The following is a 12,628-nucleotide window of genomic DNA, read 5'->3' as shown; positions in this document are numbered from 1 at the left end:
GGCGTCGAGCAGTTCGGAGCGGTGCGCGGGACCGCCATTCCAGGACGCACGGATCACGTCACCGAAGACGCGAGTCGCCGGTGTCGACGACATGGCTCCGGTGATGAAGCAGCCACCACCACGGGCTGCCTGTTCGGGGCCCCTGCGGGCAACATGTCGATCGGGGCCCCGGGGCGACTACGAGCGCGGAATGGGCTGGAGGCGCGCTTCGATCCGGTCGGCTATCCACGAAACGGTCGGATGGGCGTATCCCACGGCCCGAATGAAGGCGTCGGCTTCCTTCGAATCCGTCCACACGATGCGGTGGCCGTTGATCGTGCACAACACGGTTCCGGCCGTCAGGGCCGTGCGTTCGTTGGCGCTCTCGAAGACCGCCGCCTGGGTGATGTAGCTCATCAGGGCCGCGGCTCGTTGCGGCAACGTCGGATGCAGAGGCCGCTTGAAGCCTCTGCCGTACACCGCCGCTTGGAGAGAACTCAGCAGGCGTGGATCCCGTTCGCGGCCGGTTCCTCCGACGGAGGCGTTGACCCGGCGCAGGTGGTCGTCCGAAAGCGCGTACACCGGTTACAGGCCCGCATCCTCGAAAAGGGGGAGAAGTTCGTCCAGGGCGCCTTCCAGGGCCTGCTCGAACTCGCGCTGGGAGGCGTAGTCGAGAGGGGGGACAGGGATGCTGTCGGTCCAGTCGACTTCGGCAGCCGGACCGGGCTCCGGGTACGCACTAGTCATGCGCCCATGGTGGCATGCCGAAGGCTGTCGTGTGCAGGGGAGCGCCGAATACGGTCGGGTAGCGGCGCCCGTGCCGGAGTCCGGGCGGAGGGCTGTGCCGCCCGGTCGGCCGGCCCGACTGAGCGACGGCACCGAGAACGGCGAACTCGCCGCCGCCCTCGACCTCGGACTGGGATAACCCGCTCGCCCCACCCGAGAAAGGTCGCGGCCGGACCGAGCGTGGTCCGCGGTGGGGTCAGGACAGGCCAAGGTGCCTGGCGATCATCATCTGTTGTACCTCGGTGGTGCCTTCGCCGATTTCCAGGATCTTGGCGTCGCGGTAGAAGCGACCCACGGGGCTGTCGTTCATCACGCCGGAGCCACCGAAGATCTGGGTCGCGTCCCTGGCGTTGTCCATCGCCGCCCTGGAGGAGACCAGCTTGGCCATCGCCGCCTCCTTCGAGAAGGATTCGCCGCGCAGCATCGAGGCCGCAGCCGAGTAGTAGGCCAGGCGTGCGGTGTGGGCGCGCGTCTCCATGTCGGCGATCTTGAACTGGATCGACTGGTACGCGCCGATGCGCTGCCCGAACGCCGTCCGCTCCTTGGCATGGCGCACACACTCGTCCACGCAGCCCTGGGCCATCCCCGCTCCGACGGCCGAGATCGCGATCCTGCTCTCGTCCAGCACCGACATGAACTGCGCGATGCCCAGGCCGCGTTCGCCGAGCAGGTGCTCGGCCGGCACCCGGCAGTCGGCGAAACCGAGTTCGTGGGTGTCCGAGGCGCACCAGCCCACCTTGGAGTACGACGGCGCCACCGTGAAGCCCGGTGTGCCCGACGGCACGACGAGCGCGGAGATCTCCTTGGCGCCGTCGGCGCGGGTACCGGTCACCGCCGTCACCGTGACCAGGCTGGTGATGTCGGTGCCGGAGTTGGTGATGAACGCCTTACTGCCGTTGATCACCCATTCGTCGCCGTCGAGTTGCGCCTTGGTGCGGGCCGCCGCCGTGTCGGTCCCGCCGCCGGGTTCGGTGAGCCCGAAGCCGGCGATCCGCTCGCCGGTGCACAGGGCGGGGAGCCAGCGTTCCTTCTGTGCCGCGGTGCCGAAGCGATGGATGGGGATCGCGCCGAGCGTCACGCCCGCGGACAGTGCGACGGCCACCGAGCAGTCCACTCTGGCCAGTTCCTCGATGGCCAGACACAGGGTGAACACATCCCCGCCCATGCCGCCGTAGCGTTCCTCGAAGGGCAGTCCGAACAAGCCCATGCGGCCCATGGCGGCGACCAGTTCGTAGGGAAACTCCTCGCGTCGGTAGATATCGGCGATCACCGGAGCCACCTTGGCGCGGGCGAAGTCGGCGACCGTCTCGCGCAGCAGCCGGCGTTCCTTCGACAGGCGTGAGCGTGTCATCGTGCTCCTTCGGGGGGATCGGACGTGGACCCGGAGCCGGCCCCGGCGACCGCCCGTCGGGCCGTCGACGAGAGCAGGCCCGGTACCGGTTCGCGGTGGGGGTACAGCGATGTGTACCAGGGGCACCGGCAGTCGGCTGCGGAATCGGTCGATGTGGACGTGCGCGGTGTTGCAGGGCACCGCGAGCAGCTCCGCGCCCCAGCCGACGAGGGTGAACAGCGCCTGCCGGATCGGCAGGAGGGGTGCGTCGTCGCCCCTGAGCAGCGCGGCGGTCCGGTCCGGGAAGCCCGGCTCGGACAGCATCAGGATCCGGGGGTGCTCCCGGTCGCTGCCGGCCGCGACGCGCACGGCCGCCGGCCGCAGGAACTCCGCCGTCGCCGCCGGTCCCCTCCCACCGAGCACACCGAGGGTGCGTGAGCGCGCCACCTCAGCCGGCCTGCTCCCCGATCAGCCGCTGCGCGACGCGCTCGGGGATGTGGGCCGCCGCCAGCCGCGTGCCCACGGAGGCGGGACACCACCAGGTGAGCACAAGCTCGCCGGCGTCGACGACACCGGTGATCGTCGCATCGGTGTCGCCCGGGTGCCCCGGCCCGGCGAAGTCCCGCCACACCGTGTCGCGCAGCGTCCAGGCCACCCCCGACGGAAGCAGCGCGGCGGCCGGATCGCCGAAGTGTTCGTAGCGCACCCGGGCCGGCTCGGCAGCTCCCGCGGCCCGTACGACGCTCGCTCCCCGCGCGAGCGGGGTCACCAACCAGCGGTCCGCTTCGGCCAGCGGACCGATCACCCGTGCCGCGGGCCTGCGCGTGGTGTGATCGAGGACGTCCACGACCAGTCGCCCGCCGCCGAACTCCTCGACCAGCACGTGCGCGATCGCAGCGGCGACGTCGCGGGCCGTCGCCGCGCGCACCGGGCAGTGCGCTTCGAGCGGTTCCTCGGCGATCGGCTCGGGTGCGGGCGAACCCGGGAGGACACAGCCGGCCCCGGCGACCTCCGGGCCCGCCTCGTCCTCGACGCCGGCGGGCTCGGCCGGGTGGTCCAGGAACGACGCGGCAGGCGGCAACCGGACGTCGGAGCCCGCCTGGAGCTGTCCCAGCCCCAAGGCCAGGTCCGCCAACAGCACCCGCCAGGACTCGACGTCCGCGGCCAGTTCGTGCACCACGATCAACAGACCTGCGGGCCGGGTGCCCCGGTCGACCACCGCGGCCCGCAGCAGCGGACCCCGATCGACGTGCAGCCGGGCCCGCATCCGGTCGGTGAGCCGACGCAACACCTGCCCCTGCGCGCCCGGGTCCCGGCCGGCGAGGTCCACCCGCGAGACGTGGACCGCACCGCCGAGGCCGCCCCGAAACTGCCGCCAGCCCTGATCCCCGTGGCCGAACCGCAGCCGCAACGCCTCGTGATGCAAAAGCAGTTGCAACCACACCCGCTTCACGTCGGTGACCGGGAAACCGGACTCCGAGGTCAGGAACAGGGCTCGGGCCCGGTGCGCGGCCCGGACCGGATCCCGATCGAGAATCCGACGCTGTACCGGACGGACCGCGACCGAGCGATCGGAAACCGCGTCCGCGGTGACGCCCCCGCCCCGCGAGCCCGGGGCCTTCGGGCGGTGCATCCCGCGCAGAGCCCACCGATCCACGGCGCCCGCGACCCTGGGGATCTCCGCCACCTGCACCCACTGCGCCGGTACCAGTGCGGGCGGCAGGGCATCGGCCACCGCGGCCGCGAGCCGGTCGCCCGACGCGCTTCGGTCGGCGACGTAGTAGACCGCCAGCCGGGCGCCCGTCCGGTCGGCGTCGGCCGGGTCCGGATAGCCGATCCTGGCCAGCATCCGTTTCACCTGCGCGGTCTCCACCGGGGCGCGCAGCTCCGCGTCCGCCTCGGCGACGTCCAGATGCCCGAGCCGTACCTCCCAGCGGGTCGGCGCCTCGTAGTTGTGGAAACCGCGCTCCGCCGTGTGAACGTAGGTGCCCACATCGTTGATCATGCAGTTCGAGCTGCAGAACCCGGTATCGGTGGGCTGCGCCCAAAACGACGAGCGCTCGCGCAGGAAGGCTCGCACGTCCTCCTTCGTCACCGCCGAGTAGCGGAAGTAGTCGACGACCTGGACCGCGTTCACCGCGGCGGCGTCGACCGTGCCCGCGGCCCGGTGGTACACCTCCCGGCCCAGCCGCAGCTTCTCCTCGATCTCGGCCACGTCGAAGATGCCCTGCTCGTGGAACCAGGACAGCCGCTCGTCCATGATCTGGCCGCGGGAGAGCCCGGTGACCACCGTGGGGATGTCGCGCTGGTGCGCGAGTTCGGTGCTCAGGTCCAGGAGGGAGCGGAAGCACCCGTTGCACACGCTCTTGTGCTCCTGGAGCGAGTTCAGGAAGATCCGCTTCTGGTCGGCGTGGGTGGCGGTGACGTGTTCGATACCCAGTTCGGCGGTGACGGTCTCGACGTTGCGCAGCGCGGTCCGCGAGATGAACCCGTTGTCGAAGGTGAAGGTCATCACCCGCAGACCCAGCCCCACGAGCTGGTAGAGCACATACGTGCTGTCCTTGCCGCCACTGAACAGCAGCAGGCAGTCGTAGTGCGATCCGCGCCCCCGCGCGGCCTCGCGCAGCCGCGGCGCCAGCTCCCGCGGGTCACGGAAGTAGGCGTGCATCGCCGATCGATGGGCGGCGTAGCGCGCGCACAGCGAACAGACCCCGTCCGGGTCGAAGCGCAGTCCCGGGTACGCCGCGCTGATCCCGCACCGGACACAGGCGCGGGCGCCGGCCGCCGCGGGGTCGGCCTCGTTGAACACGACGGCGCAGTCGAGGACGCCGTCCTGGTCCAACACGGCCGTCCGCACCCGGCGTTCGACGGACGCGGTCTGCTCGGCGTCCAGTGGCTGGTCGGTCATGTCAGCTCCCGAAGAGGTCGTCGTCGGCGTCGTCGTCGGCGAGCAGCAAGCGCTCGACCAGGTTCGACAGGCCCTCGATCGTCTGGTTCGCCAGGAAGTCCGCCAGCGGGACGGACACCCCGAACTCCTCGGTCAGTCGCGCCAGTACCGAGATCACGGCCAGCGAGGTGCCCACGTCGAAGAACCGGGTGTGCACGTCGTCGACCGGGGCCGGCAGCGTACGCGCCCAGATCCCGGCGATCGTGCGTTCGGTGGCGGTGCGCGGTGCGACGGCGTCCGCGTCGGGTCGGGCGGGGGGCCGCACGGGCACGGTGAGCGCCTTGCGGTCGATCTTGCCGCTGATGGTGCGCGGGATGAGCTCCAGCGGCACGATCACCGCCGGGATCGCGGCGTCCGGCAGGTGCTCGCGCAGATGCTCGCTCAGCCGGGAGCGAAGCTCCTCGGGATCCGTTCCGGAGCCGGTCTCGACGAACGCGCACAGGTACGGCGGGGCGTCGTCCGGCTCGACCGACACGACGGCCGCCTCGGCGACCGACGGGTCCTCGCGCAGGAGCTGCTCCACCCCGTCCAGCTCCACCCGCACGCCGCCGACCTTGACCTGTCGGTCCCTGCGGCCGAGGAAGTCGAGCGTGCCGTCGGGCAGCAGGCGGGCGAAGTCCCCGGTCCGGTAGACGACTTCGTCGTCGCCGCGCCGGGTGGGGTCGGCGATGAAGGCGCGTTGGGTCTCCTGCGGCCTGCGGTGGTACCCGAGGCTGCGGTAGGCCGTACGCAGGTATATCTCGCCGACCCGCCCCGGCGGTACCTCCCGGCCGCGTTCGTCGAGCAGCAGGACGACGGTGTCGGGCATCGGGCGCCCGATCGGGACGGACCTGCCCCGGGCATCGGCGGCGGTGACGAAGTGGAAGGTCTTCGTCATGGTGGTTTCCGAGGGCCCGTAGAGGTTCAGCAGCCGGATCCGCTCGCCGAAGCGGTCGAACCAGCCGGCGGCGTCGGCGGGCAGCACGCGCTCACCGGACAGGGCCACGCACTTCAGCGCCTCGAACCCCGGCCGGACCGTGTCGATCGCGCCCGCCAGGGCGCGAAGGACCGAGGGCACGCAGTGGATCAGATCGATCCGTTCCCGGTCCAGCCACCGGCACAGGGCGACCGGGTCGAGCCGGACGTCCTCGGCCGGCACGCATACCGTCGCGCCCACGCTCAACGGCAGGAGCAGGTCGCGCAGCACGGCGTCGAACGCGGGCGAGATCAGCTGGCCCACCCGCCATCGGGGACCGGCGCCGAGCAGCTCCGCCTCCCAGCGGATGTAGTGGTCCACCGCACTGAGCCGGCCGAGAATCCCCTTGGGCCGGCCGGTGGAGCCGGAGGTGAAGAACAGGTAGCAGGGATCGTCCGGCGCCGGCACGTGGGGCGGGTAGTCGTTCCCGGGTCGGTCCTTGACCGTGCCGAGATCGACCAGGGCGGCCCGGTCGCACGTGTCGCGCACGTCCTCCCCGAGGTCGCCGTCGTCGGTGCCGACGACCAGGAGATCAGGGTCCGCCTCGCGCAGCGTCCAGCCCAGCCGATCCGGCCGGGTGCCCACGTCGAGGGGGACCACCACACCGCCCAGCCGCAGGACGGCGAGCAGGGTCGCGGTCAGCTCGGCCCGGTCGCCGGCGAGGATCGCGACGACGGAGCCGGCTCGGGCTCCGCACCGATACAGCTCGGCCGCGACGGCGTCGACGCGTTGATCCAGTTCGCGATAGCGCAGTGAGCCGTGCGTGGTCTGTACGGCGACTCGGTCGGGGAAGCGGTCGATCGCGCGGGCGACAAGCGACTGGATCGGTTCGAACGCCATTGCGGTTTCCTTTGCTCGACCCGCGTTCACACGTGACCGGGAAGGTTGAAGGTGTCCAGCAGAATTCCGAACGTCAGGACGACGAGCAACAGATCGTCGTCCAGGTGCGGATGCAGGTCGAAGCCCGCGTTTAGGCTGCGCGAGCGCAACTGCTCCACGACCGCCGGATCGAAGTAGCCCTGACGGGCGATGCGCGCCGGGGACAGCAGGTCGTCGACCCATTCGACGTTGCGCCGGAGCAGCCGAGGGCTCGCGGGCGCGCGGAACCCGTACTTTTCCCGGCGGATGATCTCCCGTGGGACCAGTCCCTCCGCGGCCTGTTTCAGCACGAGCTTCTCGCCCCGCGCGCCCACCTTGAGCCGGTTGGGAACCTGCGTGGCGAAGTCGAGCACGGCGCGGTCGAGGAACGGGTAGCGGGCCTCCACGGAATTGGCCAGGGCCATCCGGTCCCCGTGGTCGGTCAACAGGTGGTCCGACAGCCGCAGGGTGAAGTCCAGATAGGAGCGCTGACTGAGCCGCGGCCTGCCCACCAGGCGCTCGTGGTCGACGACCGGGTGGTGCAGACAGTCGAACTCCTCGAAGGCGGCCCGGGCCTGCTCGGAGTAGAGCTCGAATTTCGTGTCCCGCCACGCGTGGTACCGGCGCTCGTAGAAGAGCTCCGGGTCGCCCCACAGCCGGGCGCGAAGGTCGTCCTCGAAGGCGTCCTCCAGCGGATCGCCCGACACCACCGGGCCGCGCCCACCCGCGTCGAACCGGTACCCGGGATACCCGCCGAAGAGTTCGTCGGCCCCCTCGCCGGTCAGGATCGCCTTGACGCCGTGTTCTCGCGCGAGCGCCGACAGGACCAGCGAGCAGGTGTTGTAGGTCTCCTTCACCGGGCACTCGGCATGGCGCACCATGCGCTGGAGTTCGGCGACGGTGTCCTGCTCCGTGAAGACCGCCTCGTGGTGCACGGACCCCACCTTGGTCGCCATCAGGCGCTGATACCCGGACTCGTCGATGTCCGCGTCGGGGAAGGTGATGGAGAAGGAGCGGGCGGGGAGCCCCGATTGCGACGCCAGCGCGCCGATCAGCGAGGAGTCGAGGCCGCCGCTGAGATAGAAACCGACCTCGACGTCGGCCCGCATCCGGAGCCGAACGGCCCGAGTGAGAAGTTCACGCAGATGTTCCGGGTAGAACTCGTCGGGCCGATGCGCGACGTCGTCGCGGGGATAGTCCAGGGCCCAGTAGCACCGGTCGGTGACGACACCGTCCCGCACGATCAGGTAGTGGCCGTTGCGCACGCTCTCGATGCCGCGGAACATGGTGCGCGGACTCACCAGCCCGGGGAAGGTGAGGACTTGGTCCAGACCGGTGAGGTCCACGTCGCGCGGTACGCCGGGGTGTTCCAGGATCGACTTGATCTCCGATCCGAAGACGAAGTGCCCGCCGGTGTCCGTGTAGTACAGAGGAGTGATCCCGGCGTGGTCGCGCGCGAGGAAGAGCTGTCGCCGGCGCCGGTCGTGGATCGCGAACGCGAACTGGCCGTTGAGTCGCGCCAACAGCTCGGGCCCCTCGTCCTCGTAGAGGTGCAGGATCACCTCGACGTCGCAGGACGACTCGAATCGGTGGCCCCGGGCGAGCAACAGGGCGCGCAGCTCGACGTGGTTGAAGATCTCGCCGTTGCACACCATCGTGACGCTGCCGTCCTCGTTGGACATCGGCTGCCCGCCGCCGGCGAGGTCGACCAGACTCAGCCGGCGGCAGGCCAGTGCCACGCCGTCCTGGATCAGGGCGCCCGCCGCGTCCGGGCCGCGGTGCGTCAACGTATCGCTCATCCGCTCCAGTACCTCGGCCGTCGTCGGTCGAGCGTTGTGCAGGACCATGGACCCGGTGATGCCGCACATGTCAGATCCGCTCCTTGATCGCCGGCGACAGGGGCATCGTCGATCGCAACGCCCGGGCGAGGACCGGTCCGATCACGCGCAGCGCCGCGGGGCGCATCATCCGCAGGTGCTCGCTGTCCACCGGCACCACCGCGATGTCCCCGCCGATGCAGGACCGCCACCGTTGCCCGGCCTGCGTTCCTCGGCCGCCGGGCGCGGCCTCGAAGAGCAGCAGCGAGCCGTCGAAGAACTCCGGGACGATCCCCGGATCCTGCAGGAGGCGGATGTTGTTGCCGGTGGCCCGCAGCAGCGCGGCCACCGACTCCTCGTCCAGGGCCGCCATCGCCTCCCCACCGTCGAAGGCCACCAGCCGGACGTCGGAGGGCTCTTCGGTGTCGCGATCGGGGGCGCCCGCCGGCCAGGCGTCGATGGCGGCGAGCAGAGCGACCGCATGCCCCGACGCGCGCAGTCGGACCGCGACGGCATGGGCCGCGGCTCCGCCGAAGGACCAACCGGCAAGCAGATACGGCCCGTTCGGTTGGATGTCGACGATCCGCGCGCAGTAGTCCCGGACGAGCTCGGGGAAACTACCGGCCAGGGCGGTGGAGCCGTCGAGGCCGCGCGCCTGGAGGGCGTACACCGGGTGTCGGGCCGGGATGTACGGCAGCAGGCCCGCGTAACTCCAGCCCAGGCCACTGCCCGGATGGATGCACCACAGCGGCCGACCCGTTCCGCCGCGTAGGCGGATCAGCGGGCCGAGCAGGTCCGCCGTCGCGGGCCGGTCCCGGAGCAGCTGCGCCACGGTGGGTCGCACGAACAACTGCTTCAGGGTCAGTTCCAGTCCCAGGGCCTCCTTGGCTCGGGTGAGCAACCGCGGCATGAGCAGCGAGTGCCCGCCCAACTCGAAGAATCCGTCGTCGATGCCGACCGTGTCGACGCCGATCACCTCGGCGAACACCTGGCACAGCGACGCCTCCGCCGGGGTACGCGGTGCCCGCCGGTCACCGACCGGTGCGTCGGTCTGCGGCGGCGGAAGAGCGGCGCGGTCGAGCTTGCCGTGTGGGGTGAGCGGCAGTTGGGCAAGGACCACGACGGCCGAGGGGACCATCGGCGCGGGCAGCGCGTCGGCGAGGGCCGCCCGGACGGCTGCCGGGCTCACGCTCGCGACCGGACCGGTCGGGACGACATACCCGATCAGGCGTCTGTCGTCACAAGAACGCTCGTGGACCACGACCGCGCACCGGGAGATCCCGGGCAGGGCCAGCAGCGCGGCCTCCACTTCGCCCGGCTCGATGCGGTGGCCGCGCAATTTGATCTGGTGGTCCGCCCGCCCGACGTATTCGAGTTCGCCGTCGGAGCGCAGCCGGACCAGATCACCGGTGCGATACATCCGGGTACCGGCCCGGCCGAACGGATCCGCCACGAAACGCTCGGCCGTCAGCGCGAACCGGCCCGGATAGCCTCGGGCGAGGGCCGGACCCGCCACGTACAGTTCGCCCGCGACGCCGCTCGGCACCGGGCGCAACCGCTCGTCCAGGACGTACAGGCTCAGGCCGTCGTGGGGGCGGCCGATGGGAACCGGTCCGGGCGGTGTGGGCTCGCCCGGGTCGAGCCGGAACCGGGCACAGTCCACGGTCGCCTCGGTGGGGCCGTAGAGGTTGTGGACCACGACGTCCGGGTGTTGCTCCCGCCACCTGGCCAGCGCCTCCCCGCGCAACGCCTCACCGCCGATCAGCAGGCATCGGGTCGGCGACGGATCCACCGGCATCGCCGCCATCAGGTCGAGATGGCTCGGCGTGACGTCCAAGAGGGAGTGGCGGAGCGGGCCGGTGTGGGGCCCGGCCAACTCGTCCAACCGCACGTGCCCGCCGCTCACCAGTGGGGTGTACAGGGCGGCCACCGTCAGGTCGAAGGACAGCGAGGTATGGACCAGGCTCGACCCGGCCGCGCTCGGATACGCCGCCCGTGCCTGTTCCACATAGGCGGCCAGGGAACGGTGTTCCACCACCACGCCTTTGGGGCGGCCGGTGGAACCGGAGGTGTAGATCACATAGGCGGCGTTCGCCTCGTGAGGCACACCGGCCCGCAAGCCGCGGGTCGGCCCCGCCTCGGGCGGCATATCCGCCGCCTCGTGCCGCCAGGCGGCGATGTCCAGAACGGGGACGGTGCCCGCCCCGGCGGGGCCGGCCGCGCTCCCCGTGGTGATGAGCAGCGAGGGCGCCGAGTCCGTGAGCATGAAGGCGATCCGGGCGGCCGGGTAATCCGGGTCCACCGGCAGGTACGCGGCGCCGGCCTTGAGCACGCCGAGCATGGCGACGACCGCGTCGATGGAGCGGGGCAGCAGCAGCGCCACGATGTCCTCGGCGCCGATACCCCGGCCGCTCAGCCATCGGGCCAGCCGGTCGGCCCGCGCGTTCAGTTCCCGGTAGGTCGTCCGTGCCTGCCCGGCAATCAGTGCCACCGCCTCCGGAGTACGCGCCACCTGCGCCTCGAAGAGCCCGGGGAGCAACTGCTCCCGGGTTCGAGCCGGGGCCGGGCGGCACGCGCCGAGGAGGGCGCCGCGCTCACCGGGCCGGAGAATCTCCACGTCGCCGATGGAGCGGTCCGGGTCCGCAGCCATGGCCGCGAGCACCGACTCCAGCCGTTCGACCATGTGTTCGGCGGTGATCGAGTCGAACAGATCGCGGGCGAACTCCAGGCCCCCCTCCAGGCCGTCGGGGCTGCCGTCGTCGGTCTGTCGCTCCCGGAGATGGAGCGACAGGTCGACTTTCGAGTCCGGGTTGTCGATCGGTTCCTCGATGGCCGGCAGGCCCGGGAGGTACGGGAGGTTCGTGGTGCGGTCCTCCAGGACGAGCATGACCTGGAACAGCGGGTTCCACGCCGCCGAACGAGAGGGGGCGAGCACGTCGACGAGCCGTTCGAACGGCACGTCCTGACGTGCGTACGCCGCCAGGTCCGTTTCCCGTACCCGGGCCAGGAGTTGCCGGAAGGACGGATTACCGCCGGTGTCGGTGCGCAGCACCAGCGTGTTGACGCACATCCCCACCAGATCGTCCATCGCCTCGTCGGACCGGCCGGCGACGGCCGAGCCGATGGGGATGTCGGTGCCGGCGCCCAGCCGGGTCAACAGGGCGGCGAGCCCGGCCTGCAACACCATGAAGAGACTGACCCGCTCCCGTCTGGCCAGCTCGATCAGGGCCAGGTGCGTTCGCGGTGCGATCAGCATCGGGATCGTCTCGCCGCGATGGGAGGCCGCGGCCGGCCGCGGCCGGTCCACGGGCAGCGCCAGATTCTCCGGGATGCCGGCCAAGGCGTCGCGCCAGTAGGCCAGTTGCTCGCTGATCAGACTGTTCGGATCAGCCTCGTCGCCGAGCAGCTCACGCTGCCACAGGGTGTAGTCGATGTACTGGACCGGCAGCGGATCCCAGCCCGGCGCCCGCCCCGCGCACCGCGCCTCATAGGCGGTCGCCAGGTCGCGCAGGAGTGGTTCTCGCGACCAGCCGTCCGCCGCTATGTGGTGCAGGAGGATCAGCAGGACGTGCTCGTCCGGTCCGAGCGAGAGCAGGGTGAACCGTACGGGCGCTTCGGTGGTGAGGTCGAAGACGTGTGCTCCCGCGGCTCGAAGGACCGCGGGCAGTTCCGGCGGCCGAATTCGTTCGACCGCCAGGACGGGCCAGGCCGCGGAGTCCTCCAGGACCACTTGGCGGGGGGTGCCGTCGGACTCGGGAAAGACCGTGCGCAGGCTCTCGTGTCTGGCCAGGACGTCGGTGAACGCGGCCCGCAGCGCCGCCACGTCCGGCTCCCCGAAGAGTCGGTACACCAACGGGATGCGGTAACCCGTCCCGTCGTCCAGCTTGTTGAGGAACCAGATCCGGTGTTGCGCGTACGACAGCGGAATCATCAGCGGTACCCCAGGTGGGTGCGGT

The 12,628-nt window shown here is 71.0% G+C and carries 7 protein-coding genes and 1 pseudogene; all 8 read right to left on the bottom strand.

Annotation, left to right across the window (positions count from 1 at the left end):
- Positions 1-177 precede the first annotated feature (177 nt).
- On the bottom strand, positions 178-561 hold the full coding sequence (locus ACFXKZ_RS34335) for a hypothetical protein (protein WP_380005775.1): 384 nt from the start codon (positions 559-561) through the stop codon (positions 178-180).
- Between the two features lie 3 nt (positions 562-564).
- A complete protein-coding gene (locus ACFXKZ_RS34330) occupies positions 565-726 on the bottom strand; it encodes a hypothetical protein (protein ID WP_380005773.1) in 162 nt (53 codons plus the stop codon).
- A 235-nt stretch (positions 727-961) separates the two neighbouring features.
- Complete coding sequence (locus tag ACFXKZ_RS34325) at positions 962-2,116, bottom strand: acyl-CoA dehydrogenase family protein (protein WP_380006099.1); 1,155 nt, start codon at positions 2,114-2,116, stop codon at positions 962-964.
- A gap of 165 nt (positions 2,117-2,281) precedes the next feature.
- Positions 2,282-2,464: pseudogene (locus ACFXKZ_RS34320) on the bottom strand (aspartate racemase); the annotation flags it as partial.
- Between the two features lie 79 nt (positions 2,465-2,543).
- Complete coding sequence (locus ACFXKZ_RS34315; protein ID WP_380005771.1) at positions 2,544-5,003, bottom strand: condensation domain-containing protein; 2,460 nt, start codon at positions 5,001-5,003, stop codon at positions 2,544-2,546.
- Position 5,004: 1 nt separating this feature from the next.
- Positions 5,005-6,837 carry an amino acid adenylation domain-containing protein gene (locus ACFXKZ_RS34310; protein ID WP_380005769.1) on the bottom strand — a complete coding sequence of 611 codons (1,833 nt, stop codon included), beginning with the start codon at positions 6,835-6,837 and terminating at the stop codon, positions 5,005-5,007.
- A 26-nt stretch (positions 6,838-6,863) separates the two neighbouring features.
- Positions 6,864-8,723, bottom strand: a complete 1,860-nt coding sequence (asnB, locus tag ACFXKZ_RS34305; protein ID WP_380005767.1) for an asparagine synthase (glutamine-hydrolyzing) — start codon at positions 8,721-8,723, stop codon at positions 6,864-6,866.
- Position 8,724: 1 nt separating this feature from the next.
- Entirely contained in the window at positions 8,725-12,603 is a 3,879-nt protein-coding gene (locus tag ACFXKZ_RS34300; RefSeq protein WP_380005765.1) for an amino acid adenylation domain-containing protein, read from the bottom strand.
- Positions 12,604-12,628: the final 25 nt, after the last annotated feature.

The sequence above is a fragment of the Embleya sp. NPDC059237 genome (assembly GCF_042754105.1).
Classification (GTDB): Bacteria; Actinomycetota; Actinomycetes; order Streptomycetales; family Streptomycetaceae; genus Embleya.
Note: the sequence above shows the minus strand (reverse complement) of the source record. Positions and strands in the feature narration are given on the sequence as shown.